The organism is Frigoribacterium sp. ME-P-080 (assembly GCF_030209595.1).
Lineage (GTDB): Bacteria > Actinomycetota > Actinomycetes > Actinomycetales > Microbacteriaceae > Frigoribacterium.
In genome coordinates this window covers 62,504-83,570 of the sequence record NZ_JARVRR010000002.1, presented here as the reverse complement: position 1 = coordinate 83,570, position 21,067 = coordinate 62,504, and the positions used below count along the sequence as shown (strand labels likewise).

Annotated in this window: 14 protein-coding genes; 6 read left to right on the top strand and 8 right to left on the bottom strand. The window is 73.0% G+C overall.

All coding sequences use genetic code 11. From position 1 onward, the window contains the following. The 3 genes from QRN23_RS01870 to QRN23_RS01860 all read left to right on the top strand — a co-directional run bounded on the left by QRN23_RS01870 (position 1) and on the right by QRN23_RS01860 (position 6,740). Complete coding sequence (locus QRN23_RS01870) at positions 1-4,932, top strand: Lhr family ATP-dependent helicase (protein ID WP_285062284.1); 4,932 nt, start codon at positions 1-3, stop codon at positions 4,930-4,932. Positions 4,933-4,935: 3 nt separating this feature from the next. Continuing rightward, complete coding sequence (locus tag QRN23_RS01865; RefSeq protein ID WP_123571347.1) at positions 4,936-5,712, top strand: Fpg/Nei family DNA glycosylase; 777 nt, start codon at positions 4,936-4,938, stop codon at positions 5,710-5,712. Between the two features lie 317 nt (positions 5,713-6,029). Beyond that, the gene (locus tag QRN23_RS01860) at positions 6,030-6,740 is read left to right on the top strand and encodes a peroxiredoxin-like family protein (RefSeq protein WP_173153594.1); all 711 of its coding nucleotides are present in this window, start codon (positions 6,030-6,032) and stop codon (positions 6,738-6,740) included. Positions 6,741-6,884: 144 nt separating this feature from the next. On the opposite strand, the gene QRN23_RS01855 is transcribed toward QRN23_RS01860, so the two are convergent. Beyond that, positions 6,885-7,349 (bottom strand): MSMEG_6728 family protein, encoded by a 465-nt coding sequence (locus tag QRN23_RS01855; protein ID WP_123571491.1) that lies wholly within the window; start codon positions 7,347-7,349, stop codon positions 6,885-6,887. Between the two features lie 197 nt (positions 7,350-7,546). Between QRN23_RS01855 and QRN23_RS01850 the strand changes: the two genes are divergently transcribed. Next, on the top strand, positions 7,547-8,239 hold the full coding sequence (locus QRN23_RS01850; RefSeq protein WP_285062281.1) for a peroxiredoxin-like family protein: 693 nt from the start codon (positions 7,547-7,549) through the stop codon (positions 8,237-8,239). A gap of 215 nt (positions 8,240-8,454) precedes the next feature. Here QRN23_RS01850 and QRN23_RS01845 read toward each other — a convergent pair whose 3' ends face one another. Next, entirely contained in the window at positions 8,455-10,002 is a 1,548-nt protein-coding gene (locus QRN23_RS01845; RefSeq protein ID WP_285062279.1) for an APC family permease, read from the bottom strand. Positions 10,003-10,112: 110 nt separating this feature from the next. On the opposite strand from QRN23_RS01845, the gene QRN23_RS01840 reads away from it, so the two are divergent. Then, a complete protein-coding gene (locus QRN23_RS01840) occupies positions 10,113-11,903 on the top strand; it encodes an outer membrane protein assembly factor BamB family protein (protein WP_285062278.1) in 1,791 nt (596 codons plus the stop codon). 30 nt (positions 11,904-11,933) lie between these two features. Here the strand turns inward: QRN23_RS01840 and QRN23_RS01835 are convergent, their stop codons facing one another. Next, complete coding sequence (locus QRN23_RS01835) at positions 11,934-12,455, bottom strand: GNAT family N-acetyltransferase (RefSeq protein WP_285062276.1); 522 nt, start codon at positions 12,453-12,455, stop codon at positions 11,934-11,936. A gap of 67 nt (positions 12,456-12,522) precedes the next feature. Continuing rightward, positions 12,523-12,813, bottom strand: a complete 291-nt coding sequence (locus QRN23_RS01830; RefSeq protein WP_285062274.1) for a hypothetical protein — start codon at positions 12,811-12,813, stop codon at positions 12,523-12,525. A gap of 96 nt (positions 12,814-12,909) precedes the next feature. Here QRN23_RS01830 and QRN23_RS01825 point away from each other — a divergent pair, with 96 nt between their 5' ends. Further along, complete coding sequence (locus QRN23_RS01825; RefSeq protein ID WP_285062272.1) at positions 12,910-14,568, top strand: outer membrane protein assembly factor BamB family protein; 1,659 nt, start codon at positions 12,910-12,912, stop codon at positions 14,566-14,568. A 42-nt stretch (positions 14,569-14,610) separates the two neighbouring features. Here QRN23_RS01825 and QRN23_RS01820 read toward each other — a convergent pair whose 3' ends face one another. The 4 genes from QRN23_RS01820 to QRN23_RS01805 form a co-directional block, all read right to left on the bottom strand. Further along, on the bottom strand, positions 14,611-16,632 hold the full coding sequence (locus QRN23_RS01820; protein ID WP_285062270.1) for a glycosyl hydrolase: 2,022 nt from the start codon (positions 16,630-16,632) through the stop codon (positions 14,611-14,613). Positions 16,633-16,811: 179 nt separating this feature from the next. Further along, positions 16,812-17,543 (bottom strand): efflux RND transporter periplasmic adaptor subunit, encoded by a 732-nt coding sequence (locus QRN23_RS01815; protein WP_056043811.1) that lies wholly within the window; start codon positions 17,541-17,543, stop codon positions 16,812-16,814. Beyond that, on the bottom strand, positions 17,540-19,615 hold the full coding sequence (locus tag QRN23_RS01810; protein ID WP_233568462.1) for a glycosyltransferase family 2 protein: 2,076 nt from the start codon (positions 19,613-19,615) through the stop codon (positions 17,540-17,542). Before QRN23_RS01810 ends, QRN23_RS01815 begins: the two co-directional genes overlap by 4 nt. Before the next feature lie 537 nt (positions 19,616-20,152). Continuing rightward, positions 20,153-21,043 (bottom strand): hypothetical protein, encoded by an 891-nt coding sequence (locus QRN23_RS01805; RefSeq protein ID WP_123571355.1) that lies wholly within the window; start codon positions 21,041-21,043, stop codon positions 20,153-20,155. Between the last annotated feature and the right edge of the window lie 24 nt (positions 21,044-21,067).

The window sequence follows — 21,067 nt, the reverse complement described above, 5'->3', positions numbered from 1 at the left end:
ATGACCGACGTGCTCGACCGCTTCTCCCCCGCGACCCGTGAGTGGTTCCGGGGGGCGTTCGCCGCGCCGACCCGGGCTCAAGAAGGCGCCTGGACGGCCATCAGCCAGGGCGACCACGCCCTCGTCATCGCGCCGACCGGTTCGGGCAAGACGCTCGCGTCGTTTCTCTGGTCGATCGACTCGTTGGCCTCGTCACCCCCGCCCGACGAGAAGCTGCACCGCACCCGGGTCCTCTACATCTCGCCGCTCAAGGCGCTCGGCGTCGACGTCGAACGCAACCTCCGTTCACCGCTCGTGGGCATCACCCAGACCGCGAGACGCCTGGGCACCGAGGCTCCCGACATCACGGTGGGCGTGCGCTCCGGCGACACGAGCTCGAGCGACCGCGGCCGTCTCGCCCGCACGCCGACCGACATCCTCATCACGACGCCCGAGTCGCTCTACCTCATGCTCACGTCGCAGGCGCGCGAGACCCTCAAGGGCGTGCAGACGGTCATCATCGACGAGGTCCACGCCGTCGTCTCGACGAAGCGCGGTGCTCACCTGGCCCTCTCGCTCGAGCGCCTCGACGCCCTGCTCGAGAAACCCGCCCAGCGCATCGGGCTCAGCGCGACCGTCCGGCCGCCCGAAGAGGTCGCGCGGTTCCTCGCCGGCCCGGCACCGGTCACCATCGTCAACCCCCGCGCCGACAAGAAGTTCGACCTGCGGGTCGTCGTCCCGGTCGACGACATGACCGAGCTCGGCACCGCCGCCCCGCTCGAGGGCTCGGCCGCCGGCGCCGCGCCGCAGGGCTCCATCTGGCCCCACGTCGAAGAGGGCATCGTCGACCTGATCGCCGCGCACCGCTCGACCATCGTCTTCTCGAACTCACGCCGCCTGGCCGAACGCCTCACGGCCCGCCTCAACGACATCTGGATCGAACGCCAGGGCGGCGACCTCGAGGCCGCCGAGCGTGCCACCGAGGAGGCGCGGGGCCAGCTGGTCACCGCCGGCCCGGTCGGCGACGACGCGGCCGCCGACGCCGTCGACCCCTTCGCCCCGGCACCCGCCGCGCAGCGCAACCCGGCCGTCGGCGGCGGGGCGCCGGCCCAGCTCATGGGCGGTTCGGGGCAGACCGCCGGCAGCGATCCCCTGCTCGCCCGGGCCCACCACGGCTCGGTGTCGAAAGACCAACGCGCCCTCATCGAGGACGACCTCAAGAGCGGCCGACTGCGCTGCGTCGTCGCCACGAGCTCGCTCGAGCTCGGCATCGACATGGGTGCGGTCGACCTGGTCATCCAGGTCGAGTCGCCGCCGTCGGTCGCCAGCGGCCTGCAACGCGTCGGCCGCGCCGGGCACCAGGTCGGCGAGACCTCCCGCGGCGTCCTGTTCCCCAAGCACCGGGCCGACCTGATCCACTCCGCCGTCGCCGCCGAGCGCATGGTCGCCGGGCTCATCGAAGAGCTGCGCGTGCCGACCAACCCCCTCGACGTGCTGGCCCAGCAGACCGTCGCGGCCGTCGCCCTCGACGAGCTCGACGCCGACGCCTGGTTCGACACCGTGCGTCGCAGCGCCCCGTTCGCCACCCTGCCGCGCTCCGCCTTCGACGCCACCCTCGACCTGCTCAGCGGCAAGTACCCCTCCGACGAGTTCGCCGAGCTGCGACCCCGCATCGTCTGGGACCGCGTGCACGGCACCCTGACCGGTCGCCCCGGGGCCCAACGCCTCGCGGTGACGAGCGGGGGCACCATCCCCGACCGGGGACTGTTCGGCGTCTTCATGGTCGGCGAGAAGGCCGCCCGCGTCGGCGAACTCGACGAAGAGATGGTCTACGAGTCCCGGGTCGGCGACGTGTTCGCCCTCGGGGCCACGAGCTGGCGCATCGAGGACATCACCCACGACCGCGTGCTCGTCTCTCCCGCCTACGGCCAGCCCGGTCGCGTCCCCTTCTGGAAGGGCGACGGCATCGGCCGCCCGGCCGAGCTCGGCAAGGCCATCGGCGGCTACGTCCGCGAGCTGTCGAACTCGAGCGAGGCCGACGCCACCACCCGCGTCGCCGCCGGCGGGCTCGACGAGCGCGCGGCACGCAACCTCATCGCGTTCCTCGGCGAGCAGAAGGCCGCCACGTCGTACGTGCCGACCGACACCACCCTCGTGGTCGAGCGCTTCCGCGACGAGCTCGGCGACTGGCGCCTCATCCTGCACTCCCCCTACGGCATGCAGGTGCACGCGCCGTGGGCACTGGCGGTCTCGGCCCGCATCCGCGACCAGCTCGGGGTCGACGGCGGGGCCATGGCTGCCGACGACGGCATCGTCGTGCGCATCCCCGACACCGACGCCGAGCCTCCCGGGGCCGAGCTGTTCTCGTTCGAGCTCGACGACCTCGACGAGATCGTCACCGAAGAGGTCGGCGGCTCCGCCCTGTTCTCGTCACGCTTCCGCGAGTGCGCCGCCCGGGCCCTGCTGCTGCCCCGGTACAACCCCGGCAAGCGGTCGCCGCTCTGGCAGCAGCGTCAGCGCTCGTCGCAGCTGCTCGACGTCGCCCGCAAGTACCCGCAGTTCCCGATCGTGCTCGAGGCCGTGCGCGAGGTGCTGCAAGACGTGTACGACCTGCCGGCCCTGATGAGCCTCACCCGCGACCTCGCCAGCCGCACCGTGCGCATCGTCGAGACCGAGACCGAGGTGCCTTCGCCCTTCGCCCGGTCGCTGCTCTTCGGCTACGTCGCGGCCTTCATGTACGAGGGCGACTCGCCGCTCGCCGAGCGTCGTGCGGCCGCCCTGTCGCTCGACTCGAGCCTGTTGCAAGAGCTGCTCGGCCGGGCCGAGCTGCGCGAGCTGCTCGACGCCGACGTCATCGACCAGCACGAGCTCGAACTGCAGCGCCTCGCCCCCGACCGCCGGGCCCGCGACATCGAGGGCGTCGTCGACCTGTTGCGACTGCTCGGCCCGCTGACCACCGACGAGATCATCGACCGCAGCTGGCTCGCGGCCACCCTCGTCGCCGGCGACGTGGCCGCCCGCGACGACGCCCACCGCGCGCTCGAGACCGCCCTGACCGACCTCGCCTGGTCGAACCGCGTCCTGCGCTTCACCCACGCCGGCACGGTGCGCTGGGCCGGCATCGAGGACGCCTCGCGCCTCCGCGACGCCCTCGGCGTCGCCCTGCCGATCGGCGTGCCGACCGCCTTCGTCGAACCGGTCGACGACCCGCTGGGCGACCTCATCGGCCGGTTCGCCCGCACCCACGGCCCCTTCACTCCCGCCATGGTGGCCGACCGTCTCGGCCTCGGCACCGCCGTCGTGATGGACACCCTGCGGAAGCTCGCCACCCAGCGTCGCGTCGTCGAGGGCGAGTTCCGGCCCCGGCAGCAGGGCAGCGAGTGGTGCGACTCCGAGGTGCTGCGCCGACTGCGTGGCAAGTCGCTGGCCGCGCTCCGGCACGAGGTCGAGCCCGTCGCCCCCGAGACGCTCGGGCGTTTCCTGCCCGCCTGGCAGCACGTCGCCACCGGGCTCAAGGGGTCGGGCCTGCGCGGCCTCGACGGCGTCGTGCAGGTCGTCGACCAGCTCAGCGGGGTCTCGCTGCCCGCCTCGGCCTGGGAGTCCCTGATCCTGCCGGCGCGCGTGATCGACTACAACCCGTCGATGCTCGACGAGCTCACGGCCACCGGCGACGTCATCTGGTCCGGCACCGGCACCCTGCCCGGCAACGACGGCTGGGTCAGCCTGCACCTCGCCGACGGCGCCCAGGTCACCCTGCCCGAGCCGTCCGGAGCCGAGACCGACGACCTGCAACGCGAGGTGCTGGCGGCCCTGGCCGGTGGCGGGGCGTACTTCTTCCGCCAGTTGTCGGACGCCGTGGGCAGCACCGACGACGACGCCCTGGTCACCGCGATCTGGCAGCTCGTCTGGGCCGGGCAGATCACCAACGACACGTTCGCGCCCCTGCGCACCCAGGTGGGCGGCGGACGCACGCCGAGGCCGCGCACCCCGACGCGGTCGCGCTCGTCGTACCGCAGCCGCGGCCGGGTCGCCATGCCTCGACAGGCGGGCCCGCCCACCGTCGGCGGCCGTTGGTCGCTGTTGCCGCTGGCCGAACCCGACGGCACCGTGCGCGCCGCCGCGACGGCCGAGATCCTCCTCGAGCGGCACGGCGTCGTCACCCGCGGCGCCGTCGTCAACGAGGGCGTCCGTGGCGGCTTCTCGACGGCCTACAAGGTGCTCAGCGGCTTCGAAGAGACGGGGCGGGCCCGACGGGGCTACTTCGTCGAGGGCCTCGGGGCGGCCCAGTTCGCGACCGGGCCCACGGTCGACCGCCTGCGGTCGTTCGTGCGCGACGAGGGCGACCGCCGCGACGACGACACCCTCGTCGCCGCGGGTCGTCAGCGCGACGTGCCCGTGGTGACCCTGGCCGCCACCGACCCGGCGAACCCCTACGGGGCGGCCCTGCCCTGGCCCGGGCAGACGCTCGACGGCGCCTCCGCCGACGAGGCCGCGGCCGTGGCGAGCGCGGCGGCACGAGCCGCCACCGCGGCGGCGGCGACCACGGCGACCGGAGCCGGGGAGCGCGCCGAGGCGGGCTCCGCCGCCGGCTCGACCCGCGCCTCCTCGGGGGGCGACGACCGTGCGACGAGCGACACCCCAGGAGGCGCGGGCGGCAAGAAGAAGTCCGGTCACCGCCCGGGGCGCAAGGCCGGTTCGCTCGTGGTGCTCGTCGACGGGCGGCTCGTCGTCTACGTGGAGCGCGGCGGCAAGACGGTGCTGACCTTCGGTGAGCCGGACGAGCGCGAGCTCGCCCTGGCCGCGGGTTCGCTGGCCGCCACGGTGCGCAACCGCATCGGCAAGCTCGCGGTCGAACGGGTCGACGGCGAGTTCGTGTTGGGTACCGCCCTCGGCGACGCCCTGCGCGACGCGGGGTTCGCACCGACGCCGAGCGGCATCCGGCTGAGGGCCTGACCGATGCCCGAAGGAGACACCGTCTACCGCGCCGCCAAGAACCTCGACGCGGTCCTGCACGGTCAGACGCTCACCGCCAGCGACTTCCGGGTGCCGGCGTTCGCGACCGTCGACCTCAGCGGTGAGGTGATCGACGACGTGATCGCCCGTGGCAAGCACCTGCTGCACCACATCGGCGACCTGACGCTGCACACGCACCTCAAGATGGAGGGCTCGTGGCACGTCTACCGGCACGGCACGAAGTGGAGACGTCCGGCCTACCAGGCGCGCGTCGTGCTCGAGACCGCCGACTGGGTCGCCGTCGGGTTCGACCTCGGCATCGTCGAGCTCGTGGCCCGCGACGACGACGACAGCGTGGTCTCGTACCTCGGCCCCGACCTCCTCGGCCCCGACTGGGACGCCGCGCGCGCCCTCGCCAACCTCGAGGCCGACCCGTCCCGCGAGGTGGGGCTCGCGCTGCTCGACCAACGGGTGCTGGCGGGTGTCGGCAACGTGTACCGCAACGAACTCTGCTTCCTGAGGGGCGTGCTCCCGACCCGTCCCGTCGGCGAGGTCGAGAACCGACCCAAGATGATCGACCTCGCCCACCGGCTGATCCAGGCCAACAAAGACCGCGTCGACCGCACGACGACCGGCAACCTCCGCGGCACCACCGACTGGGTCTACGGCCGGGCGGGCAAACCGTGCCTGCGCTGCGGCACCAAGATCAAGAGGGGCGAGCTCGGCGAGAGCGAACTCGAGCTGCGCGACACGTACTGGTGCCCTCACTGCCAGAGCTGACGGTCGCCTGCCCGACCGCCACGCCGCCACGCCACCACGCCGCCACGCCGCCACGCCGCCACGCCGCCACGCCGCCACGATGTAAACATCCCGCCACGCAATCGTGTGGCGGGATGTTTACATCGTGGCGGCATGGGTCGGCGGCCGAGCAGCGCCGGGATGCAGGGGCGATCGGCAGGGCAGGGTCCGAGCGCCCGAGCAGCAGGCCGCGTGTGACGCCCCGTGACGCGGCCCGGCGTCGGTCCGAGGTGACGTGCCTACGATCAGCGACACCCGACGGCCGTACCCGGCGAGCCCGTCAGCGCGAGAGGACGACCATGTCGAACAGCAACCCCACCGACACCCGCAGCACCGCCAGCACCCCCACCACCATCGCCGAGCAGGTGACCGAGTTCAACGAGGGCTTCACCGCGCAGATCGGCCCCGACTTCTCGAAGGTCTTCGACGACGAGCAGAGCACCCTGCGCGAGGCCGGCGTGCCCGACGACGCCGTGCGACCCGGCGACACCGTCGTCGAGGCGACACTGTTGACGCCCCAGGGCACCGAGGTCTCGCTCGCCGAGACCGTCGGCGAGGGGCCCGCCGTGCTCGTCTTCTACCGCGGCGCCTGGTGCCCGTACTGCAACCTGACGCTCAAGACCTACCAGGCCGAGCTGCTGCCGCGCCTGCGGGAGCGCGGCGTCGCGCTCGTCGCGATCAGCCCGCAGACCCCCGAGGGCTCCGAGGCGTCGGTGACGAACGGCAGCCTGGAGTTCCCCGTGCTGTCCGACCCGGGCAACGTGCTGAGCGGCGCGCTCGGCATCCGCACCGAACCGAGTGCCGACGCCCGCACCGTCCACACCCAGCTCGGGTTCGACGTCGCCGACAGCAACGCGGACGCGACGGGCGACATCCCCTTCCCCACCGTGCTCGTCATCGACCACGACGGGGTCGTCGTCTTCGCCGACGTCCACACCGACTACACGACGCGGACCGAGGTCGACGAGATCGTCGCCGCCCTCGACCTGCTGGAGGCGCGCGCGGCCTGACCCCGCCCGATCACCCCGTCCGGTCACCCCGTCCGGTCACCGCGCGCGGCCTGACCTCGCCCGGTCACCGCGCCCGGCCTGACCCCGCCCGGTCACGCCGTCCGGTCACCCCGTCCGGTCACCCCGCCCGGTCACCCCGCGCGGTCACCGCGACGCGTCGCCCGAGGTCGGCACGGGCCAGACGTAGTCCAGGTCGACGGGTTCGTCGCCGAACGCCGCGGCGTAGGCCTCGGGTGCCTTCGCCAGCAGCTTCGACCGGTGTGAGCGGTGGACGTCCTCCCGACCGAACCACGGAGGCAGCTCGAACTCGTCCGCGCGGAACGCCGCCGCGTCGGCGGGGACCTCGTCGAGGGTGGCCAGCGTCTTGTCCAGGCAGGTGTCGGCGAAGCCCCGAGCGACCCAGGCCGCGCAGGTCTCGACCTGGTAGGCCATCAGCGCCGGCCGGTACCCCCGCCACATCGCGGTGACCGGATGGCTCTGCCAGCCGTAGCCGGGCACGACGAGCGCCCGCATGACCTGGAGCGTCTCGACCCGCTGCTTGCCGAGCCGCTTGTCGTCGAGCACCTCGGCGCTGGCACGGAAGTCGGCGTAGGGGAGGAACGTCTGCACCGCACCAGCCAACACGCCCGTGCGGGGCGCCGTGCGGCCGTCGAGGACGAGCGCGCGGCCGGTCCCGAGCCGGGCCGCGGCCGGACGATTGCGAACACCACCCCGCCCCGTGCGGTCCCCCGGGCGCGCATCCGCCTACCCTCGATCGAGGTGACCGGCCCGAACCCGGTGCACCCCGTCACGGTCGAGAGGACCCCATGTCGAACGCCGACTCCCCCATCCCCACCCGCATCGCCGACCAGGTGACCGAGTTCAACGAGGGCTTCAACGCCGAGATCGGCGCGGACGCCACGAGGGTCTTCGACGACGAGCAGTCGGGACTGCGCGACTCGGGGGTCCCCGCGGCCGCCGTCCGGGTGGGCGACACGATCGTGGACGCGACGCTCGTCACGACCGCCGGCGACGAGGTCTCGCTGTCGGAGACCGTCGGTGAGGGCCCGGCCGTCCTGGTCTTCTACCGCGGCGCCTGGTGCCCGTACTGCAACCTGACGCTCAAGACCTACCAGGCCGACCTGCTGCCCGAACTGCGGGAGCGCGGCGTCGCCCTGGTCGCGATCAGCCCCCAGACGCCCGAGGGCAGCGAGCGGTCCGTCGCGAACGGCGGCCTCGAGTTCCCGGTGCTGTCCGACCCGGGCAACGTGTTCGTCCGGGCCCTGGGCATCCAGACCGAGCCGGTCGCGGCCGCCCGTGCGGTGCACTCCGACCTCGGATTCGACGTCGCCGACAGCAACGCCGACGCGACCGCCGACGTTCCGTTCCCGACCGTCCTCGTCGTCGACCGCGACGGCAAGGTCGTCTTCGCCGACGTCCACGTCGACTACACGACCCGCACCGAGGTCGACGAGATCGTCGCCGCCGTCGACGCGCTCGACACGCCCCCGGCCTCCTGACCGGCACCGCGCCTCCTGCGCCGCACCGCGCCTCCTGACCGGCACCGCGCCTCCTGAGGCCGCACCGCGCCTCCTGAGGCCGAGGAGGCGCGCCCGGCCCGGCCCCGCCGGTCACGCCCCGGGCACACAGCGAAGGACCCCGTCCCCGACGACGGCCCCCGAAGGATCGGGATGCATCGTCCGGGACGGGGTCCTCCGTCGGTCGGCGGTGCCGCTCAGTTCGGACGGCCACCGGCGTCGACGGCGGGTGCCGGGGCGGCGGCGTCCTCGCCGAGACCGACCCGCGAGTGCCGGCGCCCGTAGGCGAAGTACACGACGACGCCGACGACGAGCCAGACGGCGAACCGTGCCCAGGTGAGCGTGGTCAGGTTGAACATCAGCCAGACGCAGAGCACCGCCGACAGGATCGGCAGCACGGGCGACAGCGGCACCCGGAACGCCCGCGGCAGGTCGGGCCGGGTGCGCCGCAGCACGATGACGCCGATGCTGACCAGCACGAAGGCCGACAGCGTGCCGATGTTGATCATCTCCTCCAGGACGCCGACGTCGGTGAACCCGGCGATCAGGGCGACGAGCACCCCGGCGATGACCTGGACGCGCACGGGCGTCTTGCGGACGGCCGAGGTCTTCGCGAGCCAGCGGGGCAGCAGGCCGTCGCGTGCCATCGAGAAGACGATGCGGGCGAGGCCGAGCAGCAGCACCATGATGACCGTCGTCAGGCCGATGAGGGCTCCGATGGCGATGACCTGAGCGGCCCAGCCGACGCCGACCAGGTCGAAGGCCGTGGCCAGGGTCGGGGCCTCGACGGCGGCGAGGTCGCGGTACGACACCATGCCGGTGAGCACGATCGACACCATGACGTAGAGCACGGTGACGATGGCCAGGCCCAGGAAGATGCCGCGGGGCATGGTCTTCTGCGGGTTCTTGACCTCTTCGGCGCTGGTCGCGACGACGTCGAACCCGATGAAGGCGAAGAAGACGAGCGACGCGCCGGCGAGCAGGCCGAAGACGCCGTACTGCGCGGGCTCGGCACCCGAGACGAACGAGAAGAGGGACTGCGTCCAGACGTCTCCCTCGCCGGCCGGGCGGGGCTGCGACGCCGGGACGAAGGGCGTGTAGTTCGACGACTTGACGAAGAAGAAGCCGACGACGATGACGAACAGCACGATCGCGACCTTGATCACGGTGAAGACGCTGCCGACGCGCGAGCTGAGCTGCGTGCCCAGGACGAGCAGCACGGTGAAGAACGCGACGATGACGAACGGCGCCCAGCTCAGCTCGAGCGGCCCGATCGACAGGGTGTCGGGCACGTCGAGACCGAAGCCGGAGAACACGGTGCTGAGGTAGATGCCCCAGTACTTGGCCAGCACGGCCGCGCCGGTGAGGGTCTCGAGGATGAGGTCCCACCCGATGATCCAGGCCAGGAACTCGCCGAGGGTGGCGTAGGTGAAGGTGTACGCGCTTCCCGCGACGGGGATGGTCGAGGCGAACTCGGCGTAACACATGATCGCCAGGCCGCAGGTGACGGCCGCGAGGATGAACGACAGCGTCACGCCCGGGCCCGCGAAGTTCGCGGCGGCGTTGGCGCCCACCGAGAAGATGCCGGCCCCGACGGCGACGGCGATGCCCATGAGGGTCAGGTCGGTGACGCCGAGCGAGCGCTTCAGCCCGTTCTCGGGTCCCGTCGAGTCGGCGAGCGACGACTCGACCGACTTCGTGCGCCACAGGGTGCTGAGACCCCGGGCCTTGGGGACGGTGCTCATGCTGCCTCCTGGGTGGTGCGGGCGATGGGGTCGCCCCGTCTCGGGGGACGACGCGCCAGCATACCGGCGGACCGGCCGCGTCTCGTAGCATGGCGGGCGAGGGGGGCATCGTGGACGGACGACCGTGGCAGCCGACGCGTCCCGAGCGCCCGGCGGCAGCCCGGGAGGCGCGGGCCGGCTCCCCGGCGACGCCCGCCTCCGCGGCCGGTCACCCCGACGAGCACGCAGCCGACGTCGATGCTCGCGACGGGTACGACGGGGTGGAGGCCACCGGAGCAGGACGGCGCGCGGGGCGACCCCCGCTGCAGGCGGTCGGACGCCGGACGGGTCGGGCGCTGCGCCGGGGGTGGAGCCGCGCCTCCCGGGCTCGCCGCCTCGGGCTGACGGTCGGCGCCGTCGCCGTGGTGACCGCGCTCGTCGCCGGCGCGGGCCTCGCGATGCAGCCGCGGTACGACGAGCCGGTGCGCCCCGCGATGCTCGTCGACGACCTGCGGTCCGAGCCCACGGCGACCGTCTGGCGGACCGACCTGGCCGGTGCGGCCACGCCCGGCATGCCCTCGGGGTGCGCCTACTACGCGTTCGCCGGGATGGTCGGCGACGACGCGCTCGTCACCGCCCAGTCGGCCGAGCAGTCCGACCGCTGCGGGGGTGCCGGAGGACGCCTGGCCCGGGTCGACGGCGACACCGGCGACGTGGTGTGGAGCGCGAACGTGGCCACGGCCCTGGGGCGGGCGGTGCGGTCGGTCCGGGTGACGCCGGACGCCGACGGACGCACCGCCACCCTGGTCGTCGAGGTCGACGCGGGTTCGACCCTGGCCCGGCTGGACCTGCGGACGGGCGAGGTCGCCGACTGGTCGGCGGCGGTCGAGTCGTCCGATCCCGACCAGGTGACGCGCATCGAGGAGGTCTCGTCGACGACCGTCCTCGTCTCGCACCAGCCCCGGGCGAGGTTCGGGCCCGACGGCTCGGGGCCGACCACCGAGGAGGGCGACGTGACGGGGTACGAGCTCCGTGCCCTCGACGCCCCCGACGCCGTGTCGTGGCGGGCCGACGAACCGTCGCAGGCCACCGTGAGGCTCGTCGACGACGAGTTCTACGTGCTGACGACGGCCGGCGACGGGTCGCGGGTGATCGACGCCGCCACCGGTGACGTGCACCGCCTGCCGATCGACGACGACACCTACGGCTGGCCCGAGGCGGCCGGCGACCACGTCGTCGTGACGCTCGCCGCCCCCTCCGGGCAGCAGCTCGTCGCCTTCTCGCAGGATCGGCCGGGCACCGTGGACTGGTCCGCCGACCTGTCGGGCGACGCCTCGTTGATCGTGTCGGACCGGTGCGTCACGGTCACGGCCCCCGTCGTGAGCGGCGACCCGGTGGTCGCCGGGCCGAGGGGCTCCGACGACGCGGGCGGCACCGCCGACGCGGACGGACCCGTGGGTCGGAGCGCGGTCACCTGCCTGTCGCCCTCGACGGGCGAGACCGTGTGGTCGACCACGGTCCCGGTCGCCCGCGGACAGACGGTGCAGTCGGGGTGGAACCCCTCGCCGAGCTCCGCCTTCGACGACGTGCAGGTCACCGTCTCACCGTCCAGCGACTTCGGCGACGAGACCTCGACCGTGACGACGTTCGACGCCCACGACGGGCGCGTGGTCTTCGAGGCGACCCTGCCGGGGTACTCGGCACCCCTCGCCCAGGCCCGCACGACCGTCTACCAACAGGCCTTCGGGGTCGACGGGCGTCTGGCGATCGTCGCCCTCGACCGGTCGAGCGGCCGCGAGCTCTGGCGGACGTCGCGTGACGACGTGCTGACGTACGAGTTCTGGGGGCAGCACCTGGTCGTCGTGACCCAGGACGGCGTCGTCCGACGCCTGGGCGATCCGACGGCGGTGGCCGACCGCTGACGACACGGCTGCGGCGCCGACGAGCTCGGCTCAGAGCAGCCGGTCGAACCGCTGCGTGGGCCGCTTCAGCAACGAGTGCTCGAACGGGGCGCCCGCGGCCACCCACCCCTCGCTCTCGTAGAGCCCGACCGCGGCGACGTTGTCGAGGAGTGCGTGCAAGACGACGCGGTGGTGGCCGAGCGCGCCGAGCTGGCGGGTCGCCTCCCTCAAGAGGGCACGCCCCAGCCCGCGCGCCTGGGCGCCGGGCCTGGTAGCCAGCAGGCCGACGACGGGGGCGTCCTCGGGGTCGCCCGGCAAACCGCTGCCGGGCCGCGTCGCGAGCACGAAACCGTCGACGCCACGAAGCCCGTCCACGTCGGGCCCGTCCACGTCGGGACCGTCCGCGACCAGCCACACTACGCCCGCGTCGAACTTCGGTCGGGCCCGTTCGGCGACCCCCTCGAACGCCTGCCCGTCGCGTGCGGCGCACGCCGCGACCCAGACGGCCAGGCACGCCTCGACGTCGGCCGGCACAGCACACCGCAGTTCGTGCACGGCACCGCGACTAGACACGGTGGGATGCACGAGACGCGGTGCGGTGCCACACGACCCGGTGCGACACGACCCGGTTCGACACGGGCTACCCCCGCACCAGCAGCGGGAACACGAACACCGCGAAGAGGAAGAACGCCGCCATCACGCCGAACACGACGTAGGTGCCGCGGCCGACGACCCGCTGACCGGAGGCCTCGCGGCGCTGCAACACGCGGCGACGGTAGATCACCTGGATGACCACGAGCACGACGATCGCCAGGGCGAGGATCGAGATGACGACGGCTTCGATGGCACGGCTCCTTCGGGGGACGGGCGACGAGAGGGCGAACGGGCGGAGCCGCTCGTGCACCGGCGGGCGGGACCGGACGGCCCGCACCAGCCTAACCGCCGACCCCGGGAGCCCAGGAGGCGCGGGTCGCGACCCCGGGACCGCTCACGGCCCGCCCGCACGCCCGCCTCGTACCATGGCCGGGTGACGGACGACGCCCGACCGAGCGACCAGCCGTTCGCGCGCGCCCGCCGCCGCGGGGCCGCCGTCTGGCACCGCGCCTCCCGCCCTCGCCGTCTCGCCCTCGTGGCCGCCGCGGTGGTCGCCGCCGCGGCGCTCGTGACCACCGCCGGCCTGGTCGAGGCACCGCGGTACTCGTCGGCCGCCGCGCTCGACGGCGTCGTCGGCGACGACCTGCGGCACGAGCCGGTCCCCGGGTCGTGGACGCTGACGCCCGCCGACGTCGGCGTGCCGGCGGACCAGGGTCGGTGCCTGCTCTGGCAGGCAGAGCCCGCGGTGGGCCCCGACCGGCTCGACGGCGACGTCCTCGTCAGCGCCGGCGGTGCCGCGGGCGACGACGGCAGGGGCACGAGCGCCGCCACGGACGTCGGCGCCGACTGCCGCTTCGACGGCGGCTTCGGCAGCACCGCGCAGGCCGTCAGCCGGCTCGCACGGGTCGACCCCGTCGACGGCACCGTCCGCTGGTGGGTCGACCTCGGCACCGAGCTCGACGCCGGCAGCGGCTTCGTGCAGGTCTGGCCCGCCGACGGCGCCACCGACACCGCCCTCGTCTCGACGTTGGGCTTCGGCGGGGACGGGTTCGCCTCGTCGTACGCCCGCCTCGACCTCGGGACCGGCGAACTGACCGACGTGACCACCTCGCCGAACGGGCGTGCGCGCCTGACCGACGCCACCGCCTCCTGGGCCCTCGTCTCGAGCGACCCGCAGTTCTCGTACCAGGACTCCCGCGTCTACTACGACGCGGAGCCCGGCACGGGCGAGTTCTCGCTCTACGCGGCCGACGACCTCGACACCCCCGTGTGGACGGGCGAGACCACCGGCAGCCAGGACGAGGCCCTGACCCCCGACGGCCTGCTCGTCCTCGACGGCGGCACCATCACCGCGGTCGACGGACTCACCGGCGAGACGCACGACTGGGGGCCCGACCTGCCGACCGCCACGACCCTCGTCGTCGACGGCGACCTCGTCGTGGTGGGCCTCGACCCGGCGATCCCCACCTCGACCGACGACACGGACGGCACGGTGGTGGCGCTCTCGCTCGACGGGCGCGAACTCTGGCGACACGGCTTCCGCCAGGACCGCGGGGTGCAGGCGACCGGCGACTGCCTCGTCTTCTCGACCACGCCCGGGGTCGTCTGCGTCGACCGCCGCACGGGCGCCGAGCTCTGGACGACCCCGCCCCGCGACCGCCGCCACGGGCTCGCGCGGGTGACCACCGACCCGGCCGGCGACCGGGGGTCGCTCGTCTTCGCCCAGACCTTCGAACCAGGAGGCGCGGCGGCGGTGTCCGGCGACCTCACGTCGGACGAGGCGGCCCAGCGCACCGTCCGCCTGCTCGACGCGGCGTCGGGCCACGAGCTGGCCCGGGCGGTGGTGCCGGGCGAGTCCCAGATCGCGCTCGTCGGCCGCACGACCGGCTACGCCACGACCGCCTCGAGCGGTCGCACCTCGACCGTCACGGCCTTCGACCTGTCCGACGGCCGCCGCCTCTGGCAGCTCGACACCGAGCGCGACCAGCTCGGCTTCTGGGGCGGCACGCTCGTCGCGAACCACCCCGACGGCAGCGTGCAACGCCTCGTCGACCCGGTGCGCCTGGTCGAGCCGGTGCGCCTCGTCGGCTGAGCCGGGCCAGCCCTGGCCGACCCGCGCCTCCTGCGCTCGGCCCTACCGCGCCCCGGCGGTCATCACGTAGGCCATCGCGTAGGCCCGCGAGTTGCCGTCGTCGATGCCCGTCTCGGGCAGGTCGGCCAGTGCCGTCAGGGCCGCCGCGGCCTGGTCGGGCCCCTCGAGGGCCGAGTACATCAGCACGTAGTCGCCGAGCGGCCGGTCGAAGCCCGAGGCGCTCGCCTCGTCGACCACGCGCGCGATCTGCCGGGCGCCTCCACCCGCCGACGACGTCAGGTACGACACCGAGGTCGGGCTCAGCGGGATCAACTGGATGCCCGCGATCGCCGACGGCTCGGCCGAGAACCAGGTGCCGTAGTCGCGCTTGCCACCCCAGGTCAGCGACACGATCGCGTGTCCGTAGCCGGCGGACGTCGGGCCGGTCAGGTCGGGGGCGAGCCAGTAGGCCAGCGCCGACGAGGCCTCGCCGCTGAGCATCCACGACGCCTCGTCGCCGAGCGCGTCGTCACCCGTGGCCGCGGCCCAGAGCGACAGGCCCGCGTAGGCGTTGACGGCCTCGGACGACGACTCCTGGTTGTTCCCGTCGGCGAACGGCGAGTAGCCCGAGGCCCAGCTGTGCGACCAGTAGGGGTCGAAGGCGCGACGGTCGGGGAACGACCCGTTGTCGGCGCCCGAGGCGATGTCGGCGGCGAGCAGGTCCATGACCGGACGCCAGCGCTCGGCCAGTTCGGGGTCGTCGGCCGCGACGACGCCGGCGGCGTAGAGGAAGTAGCCGTAGTGGAAGTAGTGGTCGTTGAACTCGTCCGAGCCGAACGACGCCGCCTTGCCGACGACGCCCTTCACGGCGGGGTCGTAGACGAAGCACTCCTGCTCGCGCGTCTCGCAGCCCGAGGGGTCGGTCCACCGGTCGAGTCGGTCGACGACCGACGCGCGGAGGGTCTCGGCCGACGCGTCGTCCCCGAGCTGCCGGGCGAGCTGCAGGAGCATCGCCGACCGGTAGAGCGCCTTGCCGCCGTAGTAGGTGTCGACCGGCGTCTCCGCCGTGCGGGCGACGTCGACCTGCACCTGGTCCTCGAGCTGCGTCCTCTGGTCGTCGCTCAGCCCCGAGAGGTCGAGCCCGGTCGAGGCCGTGGTGACCGGTGCGTCGAACGCCAGCGTCGAGCCGATCGACAACGGGACGGTGCCGTAGATCGTGTCGTAGCCCAGACCGGTGCCGCCACCCGTCGCCGCGCCGCCCATGTGCGGGGCCGGGACGAGCAGGGTGTCTCCCCCGGCCGCCGTCTCGTAGCCGAGCTCGGTGGTCGACACCGCCGACGACCCGGACCCGGAGGCGCGGTGCGCGGTGGTCACCGACGTCAGCGGCGAGGCGGCCGCGTCGAGCACCGTCCGCACCTGCTCGTCGGTGGCCCCGTCGGGCAGCGGCACGAGGACGACCGAGCCGCCCTCGTCGAGCCGGACCGCCGTGCCGTCGAGGCTGCCGTCCGTCACGGCGACGCCCCACGTCGTGCTGCCGACGGTGAACGTGCCGCGCCCGTCGCCGACGGTCGTGACGGCAGTCCCGAGGGTGTCGGTCTGCGCGGTCGCGGCGGTGTACGAGACGACCGGCGAGCCCTCGGCGACGGTCGTGTGACCGAGCACCGCGTCGCCGTCGAGGTGGGCGATCGTCACCGAGACGTCGTCGTAGGCACTGATCTCGGTCGCCGAGGCCTGGACGTCGAGGGTGACGTCGGGCAGGGCGGGCGACACGATCGCCTTCTCGGAGGCCACCGGCACCGGGAGTCCCGCGGCGAAGCCGGCCTGCGTCAGCTGGAACGAGATCGGGAACGGGAACACGGGCGTCGGCTCGTCACCGAAGACCAGCCCCGAGAACCAGGTGTTGGTGGGCGGGACGAGGCCGTCGGCGAGGCGCATGGTCGGGACGGTGCCGACCGACTCGTGGGGCAGGGCGGCGACCAGGGGGTCGACCTGCGAGGAGGGGAACACGTCGCCTCCGGCGTCGGGGCGGCCCGTGGTGTCGCCGTCCGTGTCCGAGCCGCCTATGCAGCCGGCCAGCACGAGCACGCCGGCCGTGCCGAGGGCGACGCCGGCGAGGACCCGGCGGAGGGTCGGGAGGCGCGGGACGGGTCGGATCTCGACCCGCGCCTCCCGGGGGTGACGAGCCGGCCCGGAACCGATCGGTGATCCCGAACGATCCCGTCGGCCGGACCGACCCGTCGTCTTTCTCCGTGCGCCGGGGATCGTCAGACCCCGATCTGGCGCAGGAAGTCCTGCATGGTGTCCACGGGCCCGGCGAGGATGCCGTCGTCGCGGAGGTGCATGGTCGCCTCGACCGGCGTGCCGCTCGCGACGAGGCCGTTGTAGGCCCCTTCGCTCAGCTGGTCGCTGACCACGCGGACGGTGGCCGCGGCCGCGCCGTCCTTGGTCTGCACGCTGACCAGGTCGACGCTGCCCTCGACGACCTGCTGGTTGGGCAGCATCACGTCGACGGTCGCGCCGTCCTGGATGCGCTCGTAGTCGCGGGGCGTGAGCGTGAAGTCGGCGTCCACGAAGAGCGTGCCGGCCTTCTCGATGGTCGCGACGGACGTGCCCGAACCGAGGAACCCGCCCTCGCGGACGTCGAGCTGCGACAGCGTGCCGTCGACGGTGGCCATGAAGGTGATGGTGCCGTCGTCGTCCACCGTGTAGGCGTCCGTGTCGGGGACGACGACGTCGTCCGCGAGGTCCTTCTGCAGCGAGGGGCTCTGCAGCGAGAAGAGCACGTCGCCCTTCTTCACCCGGTCGCCGACCTCGGCGTCGGTCGAGGTGACCGTGCCGCTGTAGTCGGTGCCGACGGAGAAGTCCTGGCTCGCGATGGCGGCACTGGTGCTGATGACCTGGGCCTGCCGCTGCGTGAAGATGACGGTGAAGACGGCCACGAGGGCGAGCACCACCAGGATGCCGACGGTCATCTTGATCCTGTTGCCCCAGGTCATGAGACCACCTTCTCTCGGTCGTTCGTGTCGTGTCGGTCGGGTCCGGACACCGGTCCCGCGTGCGGTGTGTGCGACGCCTCGTCGCCGTGCTGCGCCTCGTGGGCGTGCTGGTCGTCGGCCACGGCCAGTCGGGCCTCGAGCAGGTGACGCCGCTCGTCGTCGCGCCGGCGCTGCTCGAGTCGCTGCTCGGACGACAGCTCGAGGAACTCGTCGTGGCTCCGGGGCAGGGGCCGGGCGACCTGGGTGCGGAGGGTCTGAGTGGCCACGGGCCCGGTCGTGATCGGACCGGCGACGGTCGTGCGAGCGCTCGACCCCGAGCGGGCGGCACGCTTGATGGCTCCGGCCTCACGCAGGGCCGCGAGCAAGAAGGCCGAGAGCACGGCGGTGTTGATCAGGTTCCAGACCGTGGCGAGCGTGAGCACCCGGTTGTCCCAGTCCCGCCAGATCGCGACGAGCGAGGTGAGCGACAGGAAGAGCCAGAACAGCACCTGGGGCACGAGCACGTTGAACGGACTCGACGCCTTGCCTCCGCCGGTCACGTGCCAGGCCGTGTCCTTGCCGCTCAGCACGTTCCACAACGCCTTGACGTAGATCGGGAACGACACCGACGCGAGCATCAGCACCTCCCAGCGGAACGACCCGAGGGTGAAGAAGGCGAGCGCGATCTGCAGCAGGTAGAAGCCCGAGTAGAAGAGCAGCCACTGCAGCACCGAGATGTGCAGGTTCATCGGGCGCAGGTCGAAGAAGATCTCCATCGGCGGCACCATGATCAGCAGCAGCGGGGCGATGCCCGTCAGGTAGTGGGTCGCCGTCAGCGTGTACTGGAAGCGCTGGTCCATCGTCAGGGTGCGGCGGGGGCTCAGCGGGTTGTGCCGGAAGAGGATCTCGAAGCCGCCGGTCGCCCAGCGCAGCTGCTGCTTGCTGTACGCCTCGATGGTCTCGGGGGCGTCGCCGATCGCGAGCGTCATCGGGATGTAGATCGAGCGCCACCCGGCCTCGTGCAGGAACAGGCTCGTCCAGACGTCCTCGGACTTCGAGTCGGTGTCGATGCCGCCGACCTCGTCGATCGCCGCACGGCGGAAGATGACGTTGGTGCCGACGCAGAACGCGGCGTTGAACCGGTTGCGGCCGGGCTGGATGTACCGGTAGAAGACGGCCTGCATGTAGCCGGCGCCGCGGCTGACGATGCTCACGAGGTTGCCGTACGACTGCGGGGTCTGGACGAAGGCGACCTTCTCGTCGATGAAGAACGGCACGGTCTCGTGCAGGAACATCGGCTTGGGCACGAAGTCCGCGTCGAAGATGGCGAAGTAGTCGCCCTTGGCCACCGACAGGGCGTAGTTGACGTTGCCCGCCTTGGCGCCGTGGCTGGTCAGCCGGCGGATGTACCGGGCGCCGAGCCTCGCGGTGAGGTCCTTGACCTCGTCGCTCCGACCGTCGTCCAGCACCCACGTGCGGTGCGCGCCCTGCATCGCGACGGCGGCCTGGACCGTCATCGCGATCTTCGACAGTTCTTCGCCGTAGACCGTGACGAAGACGTCGACGACGACGGTCTTCCCGTCGACGACGATCGGCCACAGGTGCGGCTGGTCGCGGACGCCGAGCCGGTCGATCGCGTCCTCGTCGTAGAGCGTGTCCTGCGTCGAGTGGAAGTCGAAGTCCCGGGGGTTCTGACCGCCCGAGAGGATCGTCCACATGGCCAGCAGGGCCTGCAGCACCAGGACGGCCTCGGCGATGATCACCGCGACGTAGGGCAGCAGGTCACCGCGGTTGGCGGGGTTCAGCAGGAACTGCCCGTAGAGCAGGATGCCCATGGTGCAGGCGAGCACGAGCAGCACCATGAAGGGTGAGTGGGCACGCCCCTCGGTGCGCGAGACGACCGACGCGTGGTGGTCGCTCGTGATGCGCGTCGTGGGGCGTGCCCGCGATCCCCGCTCCTCGTCGTGGTGTGCCAGGCGCCTCAGTTCGCTGCGCGAGCGAGGTGCCACGTCGAGGGCGGGGCCGGTGTCGGGTGCACCGGTGTCGGGTCGGTTTTCGGCGTCGCTGTCGCGGACGCGCATGGTTCGGGACATGCGTGTTCTCTCCGGGTTCGGGTCTGAGAGACGACCGGACGCCGGCGGCGGTGGGTGACCGCCGTCGGACGTCCGGAGGGGCGTCGGCGACGGCGGCGACTCGAGGTGACGCGCCGGGGTGGGCGGCGGTCGGGTGGGAGCCAGGGGCTCCCGTTTCGGGTCCGTCGACTGCGAGCGGTTCGGGCCACTCGATCGACGGGTTCGCCTCCGGTGTGGGCCTTTCGGGGGACCGTTCCGGGGACGTGTCGAAACAGTACAGGGTCGTTCCTGCCGATTCGCGACACCCGTTCGGGGGGTACGCCCCCTCGAAGGGGTCACAGGCCGCATGGACAGCGGGGAGGTGACACCCGTCCCGGCCCGAGGCTCACCCGTCTCACCCGTCCGGGGGGCACGCCGCAGGGCGGGTGGCACCGACCCCGGCGGGCGGGCCGAGGAGGCGCGGGTGGTGTCCTCGAGGACGGCCACGCCCGGGCGTGTCGCGGCCCGCGCCCGTCGTGGCAGGGCCCGTCGCGGACCCGGACGCGTCGCGGCCGGGCGTCAGACGGTGAGGTCGGCCAGCCAACCGGCCAGGAACTCGGCCCCGGCCTCGTCGTGGATCGCGCCCGTCGAGCTCGTCAGCACCGGGTACGGCGTCGCCGGCACGCCGTCGGCCGGGCGGACGTCGACGTGCGCGACCGCGTGACCCTGCGCGTGCAGCCAGTCGGCCATGGCGTAGTCGCTGCGCGAGTCGCCGACCGTGCGCCAGGCGAGCGGGGGCTCGCCGTCGGCCGCCAGCAGCTCGAGCGCCCGCTCGGCCCCGAGGTCCTTGCCGAGCCGCACCGACTCGATGTCGGTCGAGATGATCGTCGGGTCGACGCGCCACTGCACGGCCCCGGAGGCGTCGGGCCGCACGTCGTCGAGTCGGCGCACGCCGAAGCCCCGGCGGACCAGCGCCTGCATCGCCTTCTCGTCGAGGTCGCGTTGCCGGCCCAGGTAGGTCGACGACTCGACGCTCGTGAGCTGCTCGATCGAGACCATCGCGTGCTTGGTCGTGTCGTAGAACACCAGGTCGGCGAACTCGTCCGCCACCAACGCCTGCATCTCGGCGCCGAAGTCGGCGGGCATGGCGAGCGACGAGTCGACCTCGATCGGGCCGATGCCGTCGACACCGTGCTCGGGGCCGATCGTGAACCAGACGGCACCCTTCTCGCAGACGCCGTGCACCCGCGCCCCCTCGGGCAGTCCGGCCGCGAGCAGCGGACCGACGACCTCCTCACGGATGAACGCGTCCGAGCGCCCCGTGTTGAAGACGATCGGCACGCCCAGGGCGGCGAGCGCCACGAGGTCGCGCGTGATCGCGGGCAGCGCGATGCTGCGGGTCACGGGGCTGGCGATCGGGCCGTCGACGTCGAGGAGCAGGCCGAGTCGGGGTGCGCTGGAGGAGGTCACGGGACCATCCTCGCAGCAGGTCCG

Bases quoted from the DNA above. Each gene is read 5' to 3' on its own strand.
- QRN23_RS01870 (WP_285062284.1), top strand. From the start codon at position 1: ATGACCGACGTGCTCGACCGCTTCTCCCCCGCGACCCGTGAGTGGTTC.
- QRN23_RS01865 (WP_123571347.1), top strand. From the start codon at position 4,936: ATGCCCGAAGGAGACACCGTCTACCGCGCCGCCAAGAACCTCGACGCG.
- QRN23_RS01860 (WP_173153594.1), top strand. From the start codon at position 6,030: ATGTCGAACAGCAACCCCACCGACACCCGCAGCACCGCCAGCACCCCC.
- QRN23_RS01850 (WP_285062281.1), top strand. From the start codon at position 7,547: ATGTCGAACGCCGACTCCCCCATCCCCACCCGCATCGCCGACCAGGTG.
- QRN23_RS01845 (WP_285062279.1), bottom strand. From the start codon at position 10,002: ATGAGCACCGTCCCCAAGGCCCGGGGTCTCAGCACCCTGTGGCGCACG.
- QRN23_RS01815 (WP_056043811.1), bottom strand. From the start codon at position 17,543: ATGACCTGGGGCAACAGGATCAAGATGACCGTCGGCATCCTGGTGGTG.
- QRN23_RS01810 (WP_233568462.1), bottom strand. From the start codon at position 19,615: ATGTCCCGAACCATGCGCGTCCGCGACAGCGACGCCGAAAACCGACCC.